Origin of the sequence: Enterococcus sp. LX10 (genome assembly GCF_023539285.1) — a bacterium.
In the GTDB taxonomy this organism is placed as follows: Bacteria; Bacillota; Bacilli; order Lactobacillales; family Enterococcaceae; genus Enterococcus; species Enterococcus faecalis.
This window is the reverse complement of the sequence record NZ_CP092784.1, coordinates 116,052-136,451: the sequence shown is the minus strand read 5'-3', so window position 1 is coordinate 136,451 and position 20,400 is coordinate 116,052. Positions and strand designations below refer to the sequence as shown.

Here is a 20,400-nt window from a genome sequence, read left to right as displayed (position 1 = left end):
TTTTTATAAAGCTGCTAGTGTTGCTTTCACTAACTCTTTGAATTGTCCTTTAACGCGTTCAGTTGTTTCAACTACTTCTGCATGATTTAAGCTACTTTGCATACCAGCTGCTAAATTCGTAATACAAGAGATGCCTAGTACTTTCATGCCACTATGCACAGCTACAATGACCTCCGAAACAGTTGACATGCCAACTGCATCTGCACCCATCGTCCGTGACATCCGAATTTCTGCAGGCGTTTCATATGTCGGGCCAGAAAAGCCCATATACACGCCTTCTTTTAAATCAATATTTTGTTCCGCAGCTACTTTTTTTGCCACTTCCCGATATTCTTGCGTGTAAGCATGACTCATATCTGGAAAACGCGGCCCGATTTCTTCATCATTTTCACCAATTAACGGATTATCGCCTGTAAAATTAATGTGGTCATTGATTAACATCAAATTCCCCGGTGTATATGTTTCATTTACGCCACCAGCTGCGTTGGTTACAATCATTGAATGAATGCCTAAAGCAGCCATCACACGAACGGGATAAGTGACCGTTTGCATCGAATGTCCTTCATAATAATGAAAACGTCCTTGCATCGCCAAAACTTTTTTTCCAGAAAGCGTTCCGTAAACTAATTGTCCAGCATGTCCAACGACTGTTGAAACAGAAAAATGGGGAATTTCAGAGAAAGGAATAGCAATCGCATCGGTTATTTCATTAGCTAATTCACCTAACCCAGAACCTAAGATTAGACCGAAGTCTGCTTGTTGCACCCCTTTTTCTTTCAAAAACTCAGTTGTTTCGTTTAAATGGTTCGTTAACGTTGTCATGTGTTGCCTCCTCGAATTATTGTAATTGATTTAAAAAGCTTTGACCGTTTTCCGTTGCAGGAACTTCAAAGTTTTCAGCAATCGTTGCTGAAATATCTGAATAAAATCCTTGTGGCAAGCTGCCTTGTTTTGTCATTTTTTTACTATAAGCCAATAAAGGCACATATTCACGTGTATGGTCTGTTCCTGGGAAAGTTGGGTCATTCCCGTGATCTGCTGTAATTAAAAGCAAATCATCTTCGGCCATAGCTGCCATAATCTCTGGCAAACGACCATCAAAATCTTCGATGGCTTTTGCATAGCCCTTCACATCACGACGGTGGCCATACAGCGCATCGAAATCCACTAAGTTAGTAAAACTTAAACCTGTGAAATCTTTGTTCATGACCGTTAATAATTGATCCACCCCATCCATATTGCTCTTCGTGCGGATAGCTTCAGTAATTCCTTGTCCATTAAAGATGTCGTTAATTTTCCCAACAGCGATCACATCATTGCCGTTTTCTTTCAACGAATCTAAAACAGTATGGCCAAAAGGATCTAGAGCATAGTCATGACGGTTACTGGTTCGAGTGAAATTACCTGGTTCACCAACATACGGGCGAGCGATAATCCGACCAATCATATAAGGTTCGTCTTTCGTAATGTCACGAACATATTGACAAATTTTATACAATTCTTCTAATGGAATAATGTCTTCATGCGCCGCAATTTGTAAAACAGGGTCCGCTGAAGTATAAACGATTAAATCCCCTGTTTTCATTTGATGTTCGCCGTAATCATCAATGACTGCTGTCCCGCTATATGGTTTGTTACAAACAACTTTTCGCCCAGAAAAATCTTCAATTTGTTTCAGCAATTCTTCAGGAAAGCCATTTGGGAATACCCGAAAAGGTTTTTTGATGTTCAAGCCCATAATTTCCCAGTGACCGGTCATAGTATCTTTTCCAACAGAAATTTCTTCTAATTTGGTGGCATAGCCATCGTGGTCTGCCACTGCTTTGACACCTGTTAAAGGAGCAATAGTTCCCAATCCAAGTTTTTCTAAATGAGGAATGGTTAGTCCCGCTTCTTTGGCAATATGACCCAGTGTATCACTGCCGACATCTCCAAATTTTTCAGCATCTGGTGCTTCACCAATACCGACTGAATCTAGTACGATTAAATGAACACGTTTAAACACACTTGCTTCCTCCTCTAAGGTCGTAAATACGTCAAGAATGACAATTATTTTACGCTAGCCTTTTAAATAGTCTCGAGAATCAAACAGAACAATCTATTTATTCTCAGCTCTTCAATTATACCATGAATCCGCTATTATTGCCTGAAAGAGCATTAAAATTTTCACTGATTCCTTCGATTTTAGCGGTTCTTAAGGTCCGTTAAAAGAAGAGTATCATCATGCTCTTCTTTTTACTGATGTTCACGAGTTACGCGCTTAATTATCGTTAAGAAAAAAGACCTTCGTCATAGATTGACGAAGGTCTTTTTCTTATTTCGTTTTGACGTAATTTTTCCCGTTCGCTTTTGGTCCCGATGATTTTCCGAAGAACACAACTAGGACTAAAATGGTCAATACGTATGGTGCTGCTTGTAGATAAACTTTTGGAATTTCTGAAATAATTGGTAGGTTTTCCCCAGCAATACTCAAGTTTTGTGCAAAACCAAAGAATAAGGCTGCGCCCATTGCCCCAAGCGGATTCCATTTACCAAAGATCATTGCGGCCATTGAAATAAACCCTTGTCCTGCAATTGTGGTAATCCCAAAACGACCCGCAATACTTTGAGCAAAGACAGCTCCGCCCATACCGCCTAAGAAGCCGGATAACAAGACGCCAGAATAACGCATTAAGTAGACATTAATTCCCAATGTATCTGCAGCTTGTGGATGTTCCCCCACAGAACGTAACCGTAAGCCAAAACGTGTTTTATAAATGACAAACCAAGCTAAAATCGCAATCAAAATTGCTACGAAAGCTGGTAAAGAGGTTTTTGCAAAGAATAGTTCACCAATCACTGGAATTTTTGACAATCCTGGGAAAGAAAAATAGCCAAATGATTGTGTAATCATATCTGTTTGTCCTTTTTGATAAATAACTTTTACTAGGAAAACCCCTAGCGCCGGTGCCATCAAGTTAATGACAGTACCACTGATAATATGATCTGCTCGTAAGTTAATAGTTGCAACGGCATGTAAGAGAGAAAAGACAATCCCGACAACGCCTCCTACTAAACAAGCAATCCATGGTGTCGCCGCGCCAAATGTATCAGCAAACGTCAAGTTAAAAACGACCGAACTGAAAGCGCCCATTACCATAATACCTTCCAAACCAACATTAACCACACCACTTCGTTCTGAGAACGTTCCGCCTAATGCTGTCAAGATGAGCGGAGTTGCATACACTAATGTTTGCGTGATGATTGAGGAAATTGTTGCTAAATCCATTAGATGTCTCCCCCCTCTTGATTGTTTTTGTCTGGCGCCGCTTCAATTGTTTCTACAATCGCTACTTCTTTTTTACTACCAGACGCTTTTGCTAACAAGAAACGAATTAAATAACTAATTCCCACAAAGAAAATAATCGCTGCAATAACAACATCAACTAATTCGGTTGGTACACCAGCTATCAACGGCATTCCTTGTCCACCAAGTTTTAACATTCCAAACAGTAATGCGGAAAGTAAAATCCCGATTGAACTACCTGCTCCTAATAGAGACACGGCCATACCATCGAACCCAATGCTCAACGATGTGTTTTGAATAAAGAAGTTTTGGAAAGTCCCCAATCCTTGGACCGCACCACCTAAACCAGCCAGCGTTCCTGAAATCATCATGGATAAAATAATCGTTCGCTTGCTGCTCATTCCAGCATATTCAGAAGCAAATGGGTTTAACCCCACCGACCGAATTTCAAAACCAAGCGTTGTTTTTTTCATCAAGAACCACACAAGAATAAGGAAAATGAAGGCCAAGAAAATGCCGATGTTCAAACGAGAGCCATCACTGATACTTGTTAAAAACGGTGAGCGTAATGATGCATTCGCACCAATCATTTTGGTGATCCCTTTGTTCGCCATAATACTTGGTTTCATGACATTATTAGCAATATGATTTCCTGTGTATAATAAAATATAATTCAACATAATCGTAACAATAACTTCACTCGTCCCAAAATAGGCACGCAAGAAACCTGGAATGGCTGCTGCTAAAGCCCCTGCAACCGCGCCAACAATAATCGCCACCGGCAACGCAATCATCCGGGGTGCATCAGGCATGGATAAAGCGACCCAAATACTAGCCACCCAACCACATAAGGCTTGTCCAGAAAGCCCGATATTAAAGAATCCAGCCGAATTTGCCACCGAGAATCCTAAAGCGGTAAAAATCAACGGTGCTGCGGTTACAAAAATCTCACCAATACTTTTCTTTCCTTGGAAAGCTGTTTCAAACATCGCTTGATACCCAGCCACTGGGTCATAGCCAAAGATAACCATAATAATTGCCCCTAAGAGGAAACCCATAATAACAGATAACACAGGGACTAAAATATTTCTTATTTTTTCAGAACGATTATTCAACAGTTTCACCTGCCTCTACTTTTGATAACTCAGCACGGGCTTCTTCCAATGAGTAGCCAGCCATTAACAAGCCCAATTCATTTTCTGTCGTTTCTTTCGGATCAACAATTCCGACGATTTCCCCCGCATGAATAACAGCGATACGATCAGAAACGTTTAAAATTTCGTCTAATTCAAAACTTACTAATAAAACAGCTTTATTTTTATCTCTTTGTTCAATTAGTCGACGATGAATGTATTCAATAGCTCCGACATCTAAACCGCGTGTTGGTTGAGAAACAATCAACAAATCTGGATCGCGGTCAACTTCTCGGGCAATAATCGCTTTTTGCTGATTCCCACCTGAAAGCGCCCGAGCTGGTACTAATTCATTAGGAGTCCGTACATCATATTCTTCAATTAATTCCCGGGCATGTTTGTTAATCATTCGATAGTTTAAAATACCTGTTGAACTGTATGGTTTTTGGTAATACGTTTGTAGGCCAATATTTTCAGCCAATGTCATCTCTAATACCAAACCATATTTATGTCGGTCTTCAGGAACGTGGGCGACACCCATTTCCGTAATTTCCCGAGGTTTGCGATTAGTAATCTCTTTTTCATTCAAATGAATGGAGCCTTTTTCGACTTTCGTTAATCCTGCTAAGGCTTGGATTAATTCTGTTTGTCCATTGCCATCAATCCCCGCAATCCCAACAACTTCCCCTGCTCGGACATCTAAGCTAAGATTTTTCACCGCATCTAAGCCGCGGCTTTCTTTCACTACTAAATCTTTAATTGATAGAATTGTTTCTTTCGGTTGCGCTGGTTTTTTCTCTGTTTTGAAAGAAACAGAACGGCCCACCATCATATCGGCTAACTGTTGCGAAGAAACGTCTTTCACATTGACGGTGCCAATACTTTGCCCCCGGCGAATGACCGTACAACGGTCCGCCACTTTTTTAATTTCATCTAACTTATGTGTAATTAAAATGATCGATTTGCCTTCATCGGTTAGTTCTTTCAAAATAATCATTAATTCATCAATTTCTTGTGGCGTTAATACTGCGGTTGGTTCGTCAAAAATTAAAACGTTCGCACCGCGATATAAGGTCTTTAAAATTTCAACCCGTTGTTGCATACCTACAGAAATATCGCGAATATAGGCATTGGGATTTACATCCAACCCGTATTGCTTAGACACTTCTTCAATCTCTTTTTTCGCTTTTTTCCGGTCTAAAATACCGCCATGGGTAGGTTCACTACCTAAGATAATATTTTCAGTCACAGTAAAGGCTTCAACTAACATAAAATGCTGATGGACCATTCCGATTCCTAAACGATTGGCTGCAGTAGGACTTGTAATGTTGACTTTTTCGCCATTCATATAAATCTCACCTGAGGTCGGTTCCAATAGCCCTGATAAGATATTCATCAAGGTCGACTTGCCTGCACCATTTTCACCTAGCAGTGCGTGGATTTCACCAGGTTTTACTTGTAGATCAATTTGGTCGTTGGCTTTGAACGTCCCAAATTCTTTGGTGATTTTACGCATCTCAATTACGTTTTCTTCTTGAGACAAGGTCTATTCACTTCCTAACAAAATTATATTGGCAATACTTTAGAGGGTAATTTTGACCCTTAACTAAGTAGTTGAAGAACCTCAACTATTTAGTTAAAAATCCAAACATCATAAAGGGTTTCCTTGGCAGCCGTCGCTGCCAAGGACCACTTCATTTTTAGAAGGAACAATAATGAGCCCTTCTTTTTTCATTTAGGAGCTTAAATTATTCTGGTTTTTCTGGGACTTTTACGTCACCTGAGATTACTTTATCTTTTGCTGTTTTAACAGCTTCTTTTGTTTTGTCGTTTAAATAGCCGTCTGTTAAGTCAACGCCACCATCTTTTAATCCATAAACTAAATGTTCGCCACCAGGGAATTTGTCTTCTAACGCACGGTTGGCAATATCTTGAACTGCTGTGCCGACACCTTTAAGGGTTGAAGTTAACGTGAAGTTGTCTTCTTTGCCGTCTTTTGTTTTGTACTTGCCATCAGCATCTTGATCGCGGTCAACACCGATTACCCAAACTTTGTCGCCAGAACCTGATTCATTCAAGTCTTTTGCTTCTTGGAAGACCCCTTGTCCAGTCGCACCAGAAGCATGGAAGATGATATCAACGCCGTTTTGGTACATTGCAGCAGCTAAAGCTTTCCCTTTGGCAGGATCAGCAAATGAAGCCGCATATTTTGTATCAACAGTAATTTCTTTACCTAATTCTTTCGCAGCATCAGCCACACCTTTTTCAAAACCAGCTTGGAAACGGTCAATTACGACCCCTTCTTCACCACCAACAAAACCGACTTTGTTCGTTTTTGTTTCGTTTGCAGCAGCAACACCGGCTAAGTAAGCTGCTTCATTATCTCTAAATGTTGCAGAAACGACATTCTTTTTGCCATCGATTTGATCATCGATTAAAACAAAGTTTGTATCAGGGTTGGCATCTGCTGCAGAAGAAATTGCATCTTTTAGCAAGTAGCCAATACCAAAGATTGTATTGAATTTACTTGATACCGCTTGGTCAATATTTGTTGTATAGTCAGCTGCATCATTCGATTGAATATATGCATACCCTTTTGAACCTTCTGGTAAATCATGTTCTTTACCCCAAGCTTGCAATCCTTCCCAAGAAGATTGGTTGAACGACTTGTCATCCACGCCGCCTGTATCTGTAATGATTACAGCACTATGCGCTGCATCCCCTTTGCCACCGCCGCTTTCAGCGGTTTTGCCTTTGCCACCACCACATGCTGCAAGTGAAACTGATAAACCTAATGCAATCAAACTAAAACCGAATAATTTTGCTTTTTTCATTTCTGTAAAGCCTCCTAAAAATAGTTTAATGTATTTAAACAACTAAGTTGTTTCTAAGGTTGGTCTGGGACTTTTACGTCACCAGAGATGATTTGTTCTTTGGCTTCTTTAACTGCCGTTTTGGCTTGATCGCTTAGGGCTTCTGTTGTTAAATCAACACCGCCATCTTTCAATCCATAAGTTAAATGTTCGCCGCCAGGGAATTTATCTTCTAATGCAAGATCAGAGATTTTTTTCACAGCAATATTTACCCCTTTAATGGTTGAAGCTAACGTTAAGTTATCATCCTTGCCATCTTTGGTTGTATATTTACCGTCTTCGTTTTGGTCACGGTCAACACCAATCACCCAAACTTTATCTTTTGAACCTGTTTCATTTAGCGCTTTGGCTTCTTGGAAGATTCCTTGTCCTGTAGTCGCCGCTGCGTGATAAATAATGTCGGCACCTGCTTGATACATAGAAGAAGCTAAGGCCCGTCCTTTTGAAGCGTCTGCAAATGTCCCTGCATAAGTAGACGTAATTTGAATATCTTTTCCTAATTTTTTGCCAGCATCTGCTACACCTTTTTCAAAACCAGCTTGGAAACGGCCAATAACAGGTCCTTCAACCCCGCCGATAAATCCTACTTTGTTGGTTTTCGTAGTGTTAGCTGCTGCCACACCTGCTAAATACGCAGATTCATTATCTCTAAATGTTGCAGAAGCGACGTTGTTTTTCCCATTAACTGTATCGTCGATTAGAACGAAATTCGTTTCTGGGTTGGCGTCCGCTGCATCTACTACTGCATTTTTTAGTAAATAACCAATGCCAAAAATCGTTTTAAATTGACTTGAAATGGCTTGGTCAATGTTTGATGTATAATCAGATGCTTCATTTGATTGAATATACGCATACCCTTGAGGTCCTTCTGGAAGTTTGTGCTCTTTGCCCCACTCTTGCATTCCTTCCCACGCAGATTGGTTAAAAGATTTGTCATCAATGCCGGCTGTATCTGTGACCATTACGACACTATGTTGTGGATCACCTTTTGTGTTGGCGTTCTTTTTGCTATTGCCACCACATGCAGCTAACCCAATGGTTAAGGCAACTGCTGCCAATCCTAGACCTAAAAATTTTGCTTGTTTCACTTTCCGAAAAGCCCCCTACTATTTTATCTATTATTTCATTCGCATTTATGCTATTGAAATCTACTTTGAGCCCAACGAAACCTTATGTCCTTTTTTTAAAAATCTTTATCTGTAAATGAATAGGGCAATAATGCCTCAACTGTCATTGTTTTAGTCGCGCCATCTTTACCAACTAGCGTGACCGGCATTTGTGGATCAAAGAATTCAGCCATTACTTGACGACAAGCGCCACATGGAGAAATGGGTGCCTCTGTATTACCTGCTACAACTAAATGTTGGAAGGTCCGTTCATCTTCTGAAATGGCTTTAAAAATCGCCGTTCTTTCTGCACAATTTGTTAAACCAAAGGAGGCATTTTCAATGTTGACCCCTTGATACATTTTCCCGTCTGTAGTCACTAAGCAAGCGCCCACAGGAAAGTTAGAATACGGTACATAGGCGTGTGCCAATGCTTCTACGGCACAATCAAGCCATTCTTGTTTTACTGTCATCTTTTTCGCCACACCTTCGTTTAATTTGAAATACGAATTAATACCCTTCGCCAGTTGCGCCAGAAACAATTGCTACACCCGTACTTGCACCGATGCGTGTTGCCCCCGCTTCAATCATTGCTAACGCTTCTTCTGCATTATGCACGCCACCGGAAGCCTTAACGCCCATGTCAGGACCAACTGTCTCACGCATTAAACGAATGTCTGCTACTTTAGCGCCGCCTGTTGAGAAGCCAGTAGATGTTTTAACGAAATCGGCACCTGCTTCTTTGGCTAATTCACAAGCTTTAACTTTTTCTTCGTCTGTTAATAATGCTGTTTCAATAATCACTTTGACTAACGCTTTTCCTTTGGCTGCATCTACTACGCCTTGAATGTCTTGACGTACGTGATCGTATTGTTGTGATTTTAATGCACCAATATTAATCACCATATCCACTTCATTCGCACCATTTTTAATCGCATCAGCGGCTTCATATGCTTTAACTTCTGGTGTATTTGCCCCCAAAGGAAAGCCAATAACGGTACACACAGCGACGTCGGTATCTGCTAATTGCTCGCTAGCAAAAGCGACCCAACAAGGATTGATACATACAGAGAAAAAGTTGTACTCCTTAGCTTCGTCAATAATTTTTTGGACAGCGGCTTCTGTCGCTTCTGGTTTCAAAATAGTGTGGTCAATCATGCGGTTTAATTCCATGATGAGAATTCCTCTTTTCTTATTGTTTTATTCCGTAATAATATCGTGAATCAAAATAGGCTCTTCGCCGGTTGGTCCAATTTCAATGTTTTTATAAAGCAATTGTTCGACTTCTGTCACGTCTTCACGATTGGCATAAATAGTTAGTAATGATTCGCCTTTTTCAACTGGGCTCCCTACTTTTTTGTGAAGTTTCAAGCCAACTGCAAAATCAATCGTATCTTCTTTCGTAGCACGGCCAGCGCCCAGCAACATTGCGGCAACGCCAATTTCATTGGCAACGATTTTTTGTACCACGCCTGTTTCTTTGGCAGGTAAATCAAATTGATAAGTTGCGGTTAATAATTTTTCTGGCTGGTCAACAACGGAACTGTCGCCGCCTTGATTTTCAATCATTTCTTTAAATTTTGCGAGCGCTCGACCGCTTGTTAAAGCTTCTTCTAATAAAGCCCGTGCTTCGTCTAACGTCTCGGCTTTTTTAGCTAAAACGACCATCTGACTTCCTAAGACATAGCACATCTCCACTAAATCTTCTGGCCCATTTCCTTGCAAGGTCTCGATTGCTTCAACGATTTCTAAACTATTTCCGATGGCCTCCCCTAAAGGTTGTGACATGTCTGAAATTACTGCCATCGTTTGGCGATTTGCCAGTTTCCCAATGCGAACCATTGTTTCCGCTAATCGACGAGCACTTGCTAGGTCTTTCATAAAGGCCCCTTCACCAGTAGTCACGTCTAAGACAATCGCATCTGCCCCTGCGGCAATTTTTTTACTCATAATGGAACTTGCAATTAATGGAATTGAGTCAACAGTGGCGGTCACATCACGTAACGCATAAAGTTTTTTGTCTGCTGGTGCTAGATCACCTGACTGACCAATCACTGCCACTTTTGTATCGTTCACCAATTGAATAAAACGTTCTTCTGTCAATTCAACTTTAAAACCAGGAATCGCTTCTAATTTATCCAACGTACCGCCCGTGTAGCCTAAGCCACGACCAGACATTTTTGCTACATTGACCCCGACACTAGCAACTAATGGCGCTAAAATAAGCGTCGTAGTGTCGCCTACGCCACCTGTAGAATGCTTGTCGACTTTGATTCCTTCTATAGAAGAAAGATCCACAATTTCGCCTGAATGGACCATTGCTAACGTCATTTGTGTAATTTCTTCGTCTGTCATATCTTGGTAAAAAACAGCCATTAAAAAGGCACTTACCTGATAATCTGGAATTGAACCATCTGTGTATCCGTTGATAATAAATTGAATTTCTTCGCTTGTTAGTTGATGCCCGTCACGTTTCTTTTCAATAATGTCTACCATTCTCATGAATTCGTTCCCTCCGATTTCCCGATAATGTATTATACAACAAAATCGTTCAGCTTTAAACCATTTAGTAAACCAGTTTACTATTATTTTTTTCTTGTGAAAACGCAAACAACACGAACATTCTATTTCTAAGCTGTTTTTTAAATCGGTTTTGTGCTTTTTCTAGCAATAAACGTTGCATCAAAAACTTTATTTGGAACTTTCCCTGTTGGATCTGCAATAGCTTCCACCAAAAATTTTGCTGCATAATAGCCAATATCAAAACTCGGCTGATAGACGGTTGTTAAACTCGGCACCAAATATTCGGAAATTTCCAAGCCATCAAAACCAACCACCGAAATATCGTCAGGAATTTTCTTGCCCGCTTCTTCAATGGCTTGATAAGCTCCCATCGCCATTTCATCATTGCCACAAAAAATTGCTGTGATTTCTTCATTTTTCAAAACTTCTTTTGCCGCAGCATAGCCGCCATGCAAGTTCAATTCCCCAGCACAAACATAATGCGGACGAAAAGGTAAATTGTTGTCCTGTAACGCATGCTGATACGCCGTCACTCGTTCCGTTAAACGATAATAGCCGACACTTTCACGCAACATGCCAATATGCTGATGCCCTTGTTGAATCAAATGATGGACCGCTTGATAAGCACCTTCGTACTCTTTAACGATTAGTCGTCCGCTATCTCGTGGATTAATCCCACGATCGACAAGAATGACAGGAATCGGATGTTCTCGTCGGTCTTTTAAAATATGATTTTCTGGCAAAACATTCGGCGTGGCAAAAATAATGCCATCCACCGACCGATGAATCAGCTCGCTAACATATTGCATCGCTTGTTCGGAATCATGCTTTGAATTGCATAACAAAATCATGTAGCCTAACGAATTTAAATATGTTTCCACACCTTCAATCACTTTTGAGAAAAAGAAATCCGTCACATCTGGCACAATCATACCAATGGTTTTGGAATGACGGTTGATTACATTCGAAGCAAAGTAATCTGGCTTGTAATGATTTTCAGCGACTACCGCCAACACCTTGTTACGGGTTTTTTCACTGAAACGACTCCCTTTATTATTCAGAATTTGTGAGACGGTTGTGACAGAAACACCAGCCATATCAGCAATTTCTTTAATCGTTAGTTTCATCGCGCCCCTCCCAACGTCTCCTTTTGCATTGACAGACATTTGTAGACGTGTTACAGTCTTCAAAATACTTATCGAATCTTTTACATTTTAACAAAAAAAAGACAAAAGAAATAGACTAAAAAGATTAAAAAACAAAAGAAAATGGAGGCTATTTTTTTCATGGAAGAATCCCGTGTCCGTCAATTACCAAAAATCGAGCTGCACTGTCACTTAGATGGGTCGATTCGACCAACCACTTTACGCACCATTGCTGAAAAACAAAACATTCCATTACCCCAAGACGAACAAGCCTTGAAAGAGTTAGTGGTTGCCCCTGAAAAATGCACCGATTTGAATGATTATTTAACTCGGTTTGACTTCGTGCTAACCTGTCTACAAACAGCTGAAGCTTTGCAAGCAGCGGCGTATGACGTGATTAGCCAAGCTGCCGAAGATGGCGTGGCTTACATAGAGGTGCGTTTTGCGCCTTCCCAACATACAGAAAAAGGCTTACGGTTACCTGAAATCGTGACTGCTGTTTTAACTGGCTTAAAACAAGGCGAAGAAGATTTTGGTGTAAAAAGCAATGCACTGTTATGCGGCATGCGGCATGATCAACAACAAGCCATAGAAAAAATCGTTCACTTAGCGCATGATTTCAGAGAGACAGGCGTTGTCGGCTTTGATTTAGCTGGCAATGAAGTCGATTTCCCTCCATACACATTTGAAGACGTATTAGCTTTAGCCAACCAATTGTCAATTCCATTAACACTCCACGCTGGGGAATGCGGCTGTGGCAAAAATGTCGCTGATGCTGTCACTTTAGGTGCTACTCGGATTGGCCACGGTATTGCTTTGAAAGATACACCCGAATACTTGGCGCTCTTAAAAGAAAAAAAGGTTCTTTTAGAAATGTGTCCAACTAGCAACTTCCAAACAGGCACCGTCAAAACATTGGCTGAATACCCTTTTCAACAATTTATAGAGGCTGGCTTAGCCGTCTGCATCAATACCGATAATCGCACTGTTTCAGATACTACGTTAACGAAAGAATTCATGAAATTGGCCACTTGGTATCAATTAAGTTATGACGAAATGAAGCAACTCACTAAAAATGCGCTTGCAGGTGCTTTTTTATCGCCAGACGAAAAAAAACTGTTGAACCAAAAAATTGATCAAGCGTATCTATTCTAAAAAAGAACCGCCACTAAAGTGGCGGTTCTTTTTTACTCTGCTTCTTTAACACTTCGTAAAATATAATAGCCTTTGTCTTTTGTCACAATTTCAACATTGCCAAATACTTCAGCCATTTTCTTTTCTGCACTAGGTGCACCTTGTTTCTTTTGAATAACCACCGTTAGTGTGCCACCAACTTTCAACAACGGAAAAGCCCCTGTTAAAATGCCATGGACAACTTTTTTGCCTGCACGAATGGGCGGATTGCTAACAATCGCCGCGTAGGTCGTTTCGTTTAAGGTTTCATACACATTGGAAGAATGGATATCCACAGTAGTAATTTGGTTGCGTTGGGCGTTCATTTGAGCTAGCCCAACTGCCCGTTGGTTGACATCCACCATTTCCACCAGTCGACCAGTCGCCGCTGCTAAGGACAACCCAATTGGTCCATAGCCACAACCAACATCTAACAAACGGCCTGCTGGTAAATTTTCCCATTCAAAGGCATCAATCAACACACGAGAACCATAATCCACTGTCCCTCTTGAGAAGACCCCGCTATCGGTCGTAAACTGAAAGGTCCGACCACGTAATGGAAAAGACCAGCTTTCTAAATCATGTGCTAATTCTGGATTTTCTGTATAATAATGATTCGCCATTTTGTTCTTCCTATCTATGCTTGTTTTGGTTTTAGTCTACCCTTTATTTCTCGAACAATCAAGGCACCTAATAATTCATAGCCTACTTGTGAAAAATGCAAACCATCTGCTTGTAAAAATTCATCCGTTCCAGGATAAACAGTCATCGCTTTATACAAATCAATAACTGGCAAGTTATGTGCCGCTCCGACTTCTTGTGCAACCTTGACCAATTCCTTGATACGCGTTTGTGGACGTTCTGGACGTCTGCCACTATCCGCATATGGTGGTGTAATTAAAATCACCTTTTCTGAACCAATTTCGTGAATCATTGTTTCAAGGTTTTCTCTAAACGTGGCTACTGTTATATTTCGATCCAGTGACGCATCATTGGCGCCAAAGAAAATCACCACTTCATCAGGTTTCTCAATTAGTACTTCTTTATTTAATCGTTTTAAACCATCCTCTGTTGTATCGCCAGGCATTCCAGCATTAATAACAGCCACTTCTTCTAGACCCATCGCAGCAATATCCCGTTTCACTAAGTCAACAAGAACAGGTGAGACGGCTTCGTCTAAATAACCAGCAGTAATGCTATCACCAAATAATACAATTTTTCTCATGGCTTTTCCCCTCTTTTCTAACAGTTTTCTCTTTTCATGATACCATTTTCATCATAAATTGGCGAAGAAGGGAATTCTTTTGTAAAATCCTGTGTTTCCCTTGTGAAATTATGGTAAAATGTACAAAGATTGAACAGGGTTTGGTGGAGGAACAATGGACGATAAAATGAATTACTACCCAATTTCCAGAGAAGAATGGCATGGGTTTTATCATGACGGCAAAGCACCGTTAACCGAAGCAGAATTGGATAACATTAAAAGTGTGAACGACCAAATTTCACTAAAAGATGTACAAGAAATTTATGTACCCTTAACGCATCTTATTCATTTGTACATGAAAGAATTTGAATCGCTAACACTTAGCAAAGGATTATTCCTACATGAATATGTCTCTGTACCACCATTCATCATTGGAATTGCCGGCAGTGTCGCCGTTGGTAAAAGCACCACCGCTCGTCTTTTGCAAAGAATTCTGGCCCGAACGTTTAAACGAAGAAACGTTCAACTCATTACAACGGATGGATTTTTGTATCCCAATAAAGTGTTAGAAGAACAGGGAATGATGGACCGAAAAGGGTTTCCTGAAAGTTATGACATGGAAAAGCTAATTAATTTCTTAAACGAAGTCAAAAGCGGCAAAGACGAAATTAAAGCACCCGTCTATTCTCACAGTGTCTACGATGTTATCGAAGGCGAATATGAGTTGATTCAACAACCAGATATTTTGATTGTTGAAGGCATTAACACATTACAGTTGCCCGCCAATCAACAAATTTATGTGAGTGATTTTTTTGATTTTTCTATTTTTGTGGATGCCGATCCAGCCTTAATTGAAAAATGGTACCTAGAACGTTTTGGGGCCTTATTAGATACGGCTTTCTTAGATCCTAATAATTATTATTACCAATATGCAATTGGCAAACGAGAAGATGCTTTCGCCATGGCACGGAATGTTTGGAAAACCGTGAACTTGCCGAACTTGGAGGAATATATCTTGCCAACGCGCGGACGTGCGGACATTATTTTGCATAAAACGGAAAATCATTTGATTGACCAAATCTATCTACGTAAATATTAAGGGTTGACGAGCTAAGAAATATCCTGTATCTTTTGTAGAAATATCCTTGAAAATTTTCAGCAGAATGCATGACTTTCAAGGAGTAAAATGTTTTAATAAGTATAGCTAGACAAAGAAGAGTACGGAACAAAAGTGAACCACTTTTTAACCGCCTGATTTTCGGCTGTTTAAAAGTAGCCCCTGCGGAATTAAGCCAAAATTTTCTAAAAATCGTAAAACAATTTTTGAAAATCCTCTCTTAATTCTTGGTGCTGACCACTTTTTAACCGCCTTTTCTTTAGATAAATTTAAATGGATAAGGGGTAATAGACGTGACTAACGTTGCCGATTTGACATCTGTCGAAAAAATTATTGTTTTAGACTTTGGTAGTCAGTTTAACCAATTGATTACTCGTCGTATTCGTGAATTTGGCGTATTCTCTGAGTTATTAAGCCACCGAACTACGGCAGAAGAAATTCGCAAAATCGCGCCTAAAGGAATCATCTTCTCAGGTGGACCAAACAGCGTGTATGACAAAGATGCTTTTAGCATTGATCCAGAAATTTATGAGTTAGGAATTCCCATTCTTGGCATCTGCTACGGTATGCAATTAATGACTCATAACTTAGGCGGAAAAGTAGAACCTGCCGCAAACCGTGAATACGGAAAAGCAGAATTAGAAATCCTTGGTGATGCGACATTATTCCAAGGAACACCTGCGAAACAAACCGTTTGGATGAGCCACGGTGATTTAGTAACAGAAATCGCTCCTGGATTCGAAAAAGTTGGGACAAGCAACGACTGTCCAATCGCTTCTATCGAAGATGCCAACCGCAAATTCTACGGCGTACAATTTCACCCAGAAGTTCGTCATTCAGAATATGGTAACGACTTATTACGTCACTTTGCTTTTGATGTGTGTGGCTGTACTGGTGACTGGAGCATGGAAAACTTCATCGATATGGAAGTCGCTAAAATTCGTGAACAAGTAGGTGATAAAAAAGTCTTACTTGGTTTATCAGGTGGCGTTGACTCAAGTGTTGTCGGCGTGCTTTTACAAAAAGCTATTGGCGACCAATTAACTTGTATCTTCGTTGACCATGGATTATTACGTAAAGGTGAAGCGGAACAAGTAATGGAAAGTTTAGGCGGTAAATTTGGCTTAAACATTATTAAAGTAGATGCAAAAGAACGCTTCTTAAGCAAATTAGCAGGCGTTTCTGACCCTGAACAAAAACGTAAAATCATCGGTAACGAATTTGTGTATGTTTTTGATGACGAAGCAACTAAACTTGCTGGGGAAGAAGGCGTTTCATTCCTAGCACAAGGAACTCTTTACACAGACGTCATCGAATCTGGTACAGAAACTGCGCAAACAATTAAATCACATCACAACGTTGGTGGTCTTCCTGAAGACATGCAATTTGAATTAATTGAACCTTTAAATACATTATTCAAAGACGAAGTTCGTGCCTTAGGAACTGAACTTGGCATGCCTGATGCAATCGTTTGGCGCCAACCATTCCCAGGACCAGGATTAGGTATTCGTGTGCTTGGTGAAATTACAGAAGATAAATTACAAATTGTTCGTGATTCAGATGCTATCCTACGTGAAGAAATCGCAGCAGCTGGCTTAGATCGTGACATTTGGCAGTACTTTACTGTCTTACCTGGCATCCGCTCAGTAGGCGTTATGGGTGACGGCCGTACCTACGATTACACAGTCGGTATCCGTGCTGTGACTTCTATCGACGGCATGACCGCTGACTTTGCTCGTATCCCTTGGGATGTTTTACAAAAAATCTCTGTGCGCATCGTGAACGAAGTTGCACATGTAAACCGTATCGTGTACGATATTACTTCAAAACCACCTGCAACTGTGGAGTGGGAATAACAATCAACCCGCTAGAAAACCTATTTTATAGGTGTTTCTAGCGGGTTTTCTTTTGTGTTATCACACTTTCCTCCCACCATTCTCCGTTTTTCCTTTGCTCCACCGCCCTCAAAGTCCTATAATTTAATCATAAGAATAGTGGCTATTAATAAAATTAATCAATTAAAAGGAAGCGATCTCAACATGTCAAAAGCAACTTTTCTTAAGTATGGTTTTGTTGTCCTCTTCATAGGAATTTTTTTACTTCGTGCCCAAAAATTTATTTCTGAGCCCCTTTCGTACCTTTTTTCGGGTATTCTTTTGCTTATTGTTGCGTATTTAATACTCGTGAAAAAAATGAACTTTTTCTCAAGTTTGCTCACTGTTACCGATCAACCTTCTTCTACCCAACAACGATTGGGTCAAATCTCTGGTTTTGTCAGTTTATTGATTGGTTTACTTCTGGTAATTCTTAGCTTCATTTTCTTTCTCCAACTTTGATTCCCCCTTGACTCTCCCTTCACTCTTGGCTATGATTACCTTAGCAAGTACAATGGTGTACTGTAAACAGTCGAGCAACGGCGCTCAAAAAGATTGACTTTCGTGCATTCTTTTTGAGCGCTTTTTATTTTTAGAAAGTAGGGAAATTGAATGGAAAAAATGTACCGCAGTCCGTATGAAGCGTACCCGTATCTATCTTCTAAACCAGAAGATTTACGATGTGATTTTGAATTAATGACTGATGAATTAGCCTCGATGACAGGTCTTCTACGAGGATATGTGCAACAATTAGACGTCCCTGAACAGCCTGCACTAACAGAAGAACTAGCTAAAATTTGCGAGTTAATCTACCATGTCAATCCAACGACTCGAACAAAATTAACAGTCACAGAGGAAGAAATAGCCTGGCTTTTGGAACGTGTCAATGCTATGAATGAACTGACATACGAAGAAAATCGTCCTTTTGTTTTACCGATGGGCACAATCTGTTCCTCTTATACACACATTTTAAGAGCCAAAGCCAAAGATATTGTTCGTTTACTTTATCGCATGGACTATGGTGGTAAAAAAATTGATCCGCAGCTGTATGATGTAGTCAACTTACTCTCAGGTTACTTTTTCATGTTAGCTTTGTATCTAAATCAGCTCGAAAATGGTGAAGAAGTCCCCTTTGTTTCTCGCAACTATTCTATTTAATTTGGAGGAAGATGATGAATTCATTACCAATACTTGAAAAAGCAGTGGGCGCGATCACGCTGCTTTCCGAAGAACAACAAAATGCCGAATATGAAGGCTTTTTATGCCAAGTTAATGAATCGCAACAACTTATCCGCAGTCGCTTAGCCAAAAAAACGCCGAAAAAAGAAGGCTATTTTGTAGCCTTCTGGGAAAAAAATCAACAAAATCAGAACGAAGCCTTTGATGCAACGGAAGCCCCTGAAATGTTAGCAATTGTCATTTCTGATCAAGAAAAGCAAGGTCTCTTTCTTCTGCCGAAAGAATGTTTAATCCAACAAAAAATTCTCAAAACGCACCAACAAAAAGGCAAAATGGCAGCCCGTTTTTATCCTTCTTGGTGCCAAAACCTTAATCAAACCGCGAAAAAAACACAAAAATGGCAACTAGCTTACTTTACTGATTTATCTAAATACTAAAAACGTCAGCTGGCTTCAGAAGCCAGCTGACGTTTGTTTCTTCTACTGTTTAACCAATTGGTGGCGTACCTTCTGCGTTCCCAGCAATCGCTTCGATTTGAATCTGGGCACCTTTTGGTAAATCCGTCACACCAATCACTCTTCTGGCAGGCGTGCCTTCAGGGAAGTACGTTTGGTAGACGTCATCTACTGCCGCCAGCTCTTCAATCTCTTTCACAAAAATATTCACTTTCACCAGATCAGCTAAGCTGTGATCCACACTTTCAATAATCGCTTTAATGTTTTCTAAACATTGCGTCGTTTGTTCCTTGATTCCGCCAGCAACTAACGCATTTGTTTTAGGGTCCAATGGTAGCTGAGCTGATAGATGGTTGTAATGAGAAAAAGCAACAGTTTGTGTCGAAAATGGACACTTCGGTGCGTGATCTGTATTATTTGCTTCAATAATTAATCCATGTCGATCTTCAATCGCTTGTGGTGGCGTACCATCCCCATGAGAAACCACCGCTTCTACTTGCACCGCCGCGCCCATTGGTAAATCAGCAACAGCAACCACTGTTCGTGCTGGCATATAATTGACCGTGCGCGCAATTCCTGAATCTGGGAAAAAAGCGGCATATACTTGATTGACAGCTTCCAGCTTAGATAAATCTTTTAAATAAATGTTGATCTTCACAATATCATCAAAAGGCACATCAATACTGGTTAAAATGGCTTTTATGTTTTTCAAACATTGTTTTGTTTGCGTTTTAACACAGCCAGCCACAACTCTGCCCGTTTGAGGATCTATAGGCAATTGTGCAGACAGATTGTTATAGTGAGAAAACGCGACCGTTTGACTGGCTAGAGCATCAATTGGTGCCTGAACAGTCTGATTTGTTAATTTAATTAAATCCCCAGCTTGAGGTGCATTAGGGATAGTTCCTTCCCCATTTGAAACAAGTGCCTCCATTTGAACAGAAGCGCCTAACGGCAAATCTGCGACGGCGACCACTGTTTTAGCTGGATAATAATGGGTAAAAAAGGCCGCATAGACCTCCTCAACTGCGGCAACATCCCGCATATCTTTGACAAAAATGGTCATTCTGACAATGTCACTCATCACATGGTTGATACTTTCAACAACCGCTTGGATATTTTTCAAGCATTGTGTCGCTTGGGACCGAATGCCACCTTCTACCAATTGTCCAGAGGTTGGCTCAATAGGTAACTGTGCTGACAAATGATTATAGTGGGAAAATGCGACTGTTTGGGCTGCGAGAGGATGCTTTGGTGCACGCTCTGTATTTCTTGCTAAGACGATATTTTCATTACTCATAACTCTACTCCCTTTTTTAGCATTCCAACAAA

The 20,400-nt window shown here is 40.4% G+C and carries 20 protein-coding genes; 6 read left to right on the top strand and 14 right to left on the bottom strand.

The genetic code is table 11. The features are described from left to right. Positions 1 to 3: 3 nt before the first annotated feature. From MKZ30_RS00585 to MKZ30_RS00535, 11 genes are all read right to left on the bottom strand, one after another. Positions 4 to 822, bottom strand: a complete 819-nt coding sequence (locus MKZ30_RS00585; RefSeq protein WP_002356180.1) for a purine-nucleoside phosphorylase — start codon at positions 820 to 822, stop codon at positions 4 to 6. 16 nt (positions 823 to 838) lie between these two features. Further along, the gene (gene deoB, locus MKZ30_RS00580; RefSeq protein WP_002356179.1) at positions 839 to 2,005 is read right to left on the bottom strand and encodes a phosphopentomutase; all 1,167 of its coding nucleotides are present in this window, start codon (positions 2,003 to 2,005) and stop codon (positions 839 to 841) included. 309 nt (positions 2,006 to 2,314) lie between these two features. Beyond that, complete coding sequence (locus MKZ30_RS00575) at positions 2,315 to 3,268, bottom strand: ABC transporter permease (RefSeq protein ID WP_002356172.1); 954 nt, start codon at positions 3,266 to 3,268, stop codon at positions 2,315 to 2,317. Then, positions 3,268 to 4,401 carry an ABC transporter permease gene (locus MKZ30_RS00570; RefSeq protein WP_002356171.1) on the bottom strand — a complete coding sequence of 378 codons (1,134 nt, stop codon included), beginning with the start codon at positions 4,399 to 4,401 and terminating at the stop codon, positions 3,268 to 3,270. The genes MKZ30_RS00575 and MKZ30_RS00570 overlap by 1 nt, the downstream gene beginning before the upstream one ends. Beyond that, positions 4,394 to 5,962 carry an ABC transporter ATP-binding protein gene (locus MKZ30_RS00565; RefSeq protein WP_002383844.1) on the bottom strand — a complete coding sequence of 523 codons (1,569 nt, stop codon included), beginning with the start codon at positions 5,960 to 5,962 and terminating at the stop codon, positions 4,394 to 4,396. The genes MKZ30_RS00570 and MKZ30_RS00565 overlap by 8 nt, the downstream gene beginning before the upstream one ends. Before the next feature lie 205 nt (positions 5,963 to 6,167). Next, complete coding sequence (locus tag MKZ30_RS00560; protein ID WP_002356169.1) at positions 6,168 to 7,253, bottom strand: BMP family lipoprotein; 1,086 nt, start codon at positions 7,251 to 7,253, stop codon at positions 6,168 to 6,170. A gap of 53 nt (positions 7,254 to 7,306) precedes the next feature. Continuing rightward, on the bottom strand, positions 7,307 to 8,380 hold the full coding sequence (locus MKZ30_RS00555; protein ID WP_002356168.1) for a BMP family lipoprotein: 1,074 nt from the start codon (positions 8,378 to 8,380) through the stop codon (positions 7,307 to 7,309). 95 nt (positions 8,381 to 8,475) lie between these two features. Further along, positions 8,476 to 8,940, bottom strand: a complete 465-nt coding sequence (locus tag MKZ30_RS00550) for a cytidine deaminase (protein WP_002383839.1) — start codon at positions 8,938 to 8,940, stop codon at positions 8,476 to 8,478. Beyond that, positions 8,909 to 9,571, bottom strand: a complete 663-nt coding sequence (gene deoC / locus MKZ30_RS00545) for a deoxyribose-phosphate aldolase (RefSeq protein WP_002359333.1) — start codon at positions 9,569 to 9,571, stop codon at positions 8,909 to 8,911. Before deoC ends, MKZ30_RS00550 begins: the two co-directional genes overlap by 32 nt. Positions 9,572 to 9,598: 27 nt before the next feature. Further along, entirely contained in the window at positions 9,599 to 10,900 is a 1,302-nt protein-coding gene (locus MKZ30_RS00540; RefSeq protein WP_002356165.1) for a pyrimidine-nucleoside phosphorylase, read from the bottom strand. Between the two features lie 140 nt (positions 10,901 to 11,040). Then, entirely contained in the window at positions 11,041 to 12,048 is a 1,008-nt protein-coding gene (locus MKZ30_RS00535; RefSeq protein ID WP_033600600.1) for a substrate-binding domain-containing protein, read from the bottom strand. Between the two features lie 141 nt (positions 12,049 to 12,189). Here MKZ30_RS00535 and add point away from each other — a divergent pair, with 141 nt between their 5' ends. Beyond that, entirely contained in the window at positions 12,190 to 13,221 is a 1,032-nt protein-coding gene (gene add, locus MKZ30_RS00530) for an adenosine deaminase (protein ID WP_002356163.1), read from the top strand. A gap of 32 nt (positions 13,222 to 13,253) precedes the next feature. On the opposite strand, the gene MKZ30_RS00525 is transcribed toward add, so the two are convergent. Together MKZ30_RS00525 and MKZ30_RS00520 are read right to left on the bottom strand one after the other, a co-directional pair. Beyond that, positions 13,254 to 13,862, bottom strand: a complete 609-nt coding sequence (locus MKZ30_RS00525; protein ID WP_002356162.1) for a class I SAM-dependent methyltransferase — start codon at positions 13,860 to 13,862, stop codon at positions 13,254 to 13,256. Between the two features lie 14 nt (positions 13,863 to 13,876). Further along, positions 13,877 to 14,464: an SGNH/GDSL hydrolase family protein gene (locus MKZ30_RS00520; RefSeq protein ID WP_002356161.1), complete on the bottom strand. Its 588-nt coding sequence runs from the start codon at positions 14,462 to 14,464 to the stop codon at positions 13,877 to 13,879. 154 nt (positions 14,465 to 14,618) lie between these two features. Here MKZ30_RS00520 and coaA point away from each other — a divergent pair, with 154 nt between their 5' ends. From coaA to MKZ30_RS00495, 5 genes are all read left to right on the top strand, one after another. Continuing rightward, complete coding sequence (coaA, locus tag MKZ30_RS00515; RefSeq protein WP_002361524.1) at positions 14,619 to 15,542, top strand: type I pantothenate kinase; 924 nt, start codon at positions 14,619 to 14,621, stop codon at positions 15,540 to 15,542. A 311-nt stretch (positions 15,543 to 15,853) separates the two neighbouring features. Further along, positions 15,854 to 17,416, top strand: coding sequence for a glutamine-hydrolyzing GMP synthase (guaA, locus tag MKZ30_RS00510; RefSeq protein WP_002356158.1), 1,563 nt, complete (start codon positions 15,854 to 15,856; stop codon positions 17,414 to 17,416). A 138-nt stretch (positions 17,417 to 17,554) separates the two neighbouring features. After that, positions 17,555 to 17,896 (top strand): hypothetical protein, encoded by a 342-nt coding sequence (locus MKZ30_RS00505; RefSeq protein ID WP_033600566.1) that lies wholly within the window; start codon positions 17,555 to 17,557, stop codon positions 17,894 to 17,896. 150 nt (positions 17,897 to 18,046) lie between these two features. After that, positions 18,047 to 18,592: an ATP:cob(I)alamin adenosyltransferase gene (locus tag MKZ30_RS00500; RefSeq protein WP_249958774.1), complete on the top strand. Its 546-nt coding sequence runs from the start codon at positions 18,047 to 18,049 to the stop codon at positions 18,590 to 18,592. A gap of 14 nt (positions 18,593 to 18,606) precedes the next feature. Continuing rightward, positions 18,607 to 19,050, top strand: coding sequence for a MepB family protein (locus tag MKZ30_RS00495; protein ID WP_010816961.1), 444 nt, complete (start codon positions 18,607 to 18,609; stop codon positions 19,048 to 19,050). A 49-nt stretch (positions 19,051 to 19,099) separates the two neighbouring features. On the opposite strand, the gene MKZ30_RS00490 is transcribed toward MKZ30_RS00495, so the two are convergent. After that, entirely contained in the window at positions 19,100 to 20,368 is a 1,269-nt protein-coding gene (locus MKZ30_RS00490) for a RidA family protein (RefSeq protein ID WP_002419414.1), read from the bottom strand. Positions 20,369 to 20,400 lie beyond the last annotated feature (32 nt).

What these genes read in the sequence shown, in the direction of transcription:
- add (WP_002356163.1), top strand. Translation starts at nt 12,190, where the DNA reads ATGGAGGCTATTTTTTTCATGGAAGAATCCCGTGTCCGTCAATTACCA.
- MKZ30_RS00535 (WP_033600600.1), bottom strand. Translation starts at nt 12,048, where the DNA reads ATGAAACTAACGATTAAAGAAATTGCTGATATGGCTGGTGTTTCTGTC.
- MKZ30_RS00495 (WP_010816961.1), top strand. Translation starts at nt 18,607, where the DNA reads ATGAATTCATTACCAATACTTGAAAAAGCAGTGGGCGCGATCACGCTG.
- MKZ30_RS00525 (WP_002356162.1), bottom strand. Translation starts at nt 13,862, where the DNA reads ATGGCGAATCATTATTATACAGAAAATCCAGAATTAGCACATGATTTA.
- coaA (WP_002361524.1), top strand. Translation starts at nt 14,619, where the DNA reads ATGGACGATAAAATGAATTACTACCCAATTTCCAGAGAAGAATGGCAT.
- MKZ30_RS00560 (WP_002356169.1), bottom strand. Translation starts at nt 7,253, where the DNA reads ATGAAAAAAGCAAAATTATTCGGTTTTAGTTTGATTGCATTAGGTTTA.
- MKZ30_RS00520 (WP_002356161.1), bottom strand. Translation starts at nt 14,464, where the DNA reads ATGAGAAAAATTGTATTATTTGGTGATAGCATTACTGCTGGTTATTTA.
- MKZ30_RS00575 (WP_002356172.1), bottom strand. Translation starts at nt 3,268, where the DNA reads ATGGATTTAGCAACAATTTCCTCAATCATCACGCAAACATTAGTGTAT.
- MKZ30_RS00540 (WP_002356165.1), bottom strand. Translation starts at nt 10,900, where the DNA reads ATGAGAATGGTAGACATTATTGAAAAGAAACGTGACGGGCATCAACTA.
- MKZ30_RS00585 (WP_002356180.1), bottom strand. Translation starts at nt 822, where the DNA reads ATGACAACGTTAACGAACCATTTAAACGAAACAACTGAGTTTTTGAAA.
- deoC (WP_002359333.1), bottom strand. Translation starts at nt 9,571, where the DNA reads ATGGAATTAAACCGCATGATTGACCACACTATTTTGAAACCAGAAGCG.
- MKZ30_RS00500 (WP_249958774.1), top strand. Translation starts at nt 18,047, where the DNA reads ATGGAAAAAATGTACCGCAGTCCGTATGAAGCGTACCCGTATCTATCT.
- MKZ30_RS00490 (WP_002419414.1), bottom strand. Translation starts at nt 20,368, where the DNA reads ATGAGTAATGAAAATATCGTCTTAGCAAGAAATACAGAGCGTGCACCA.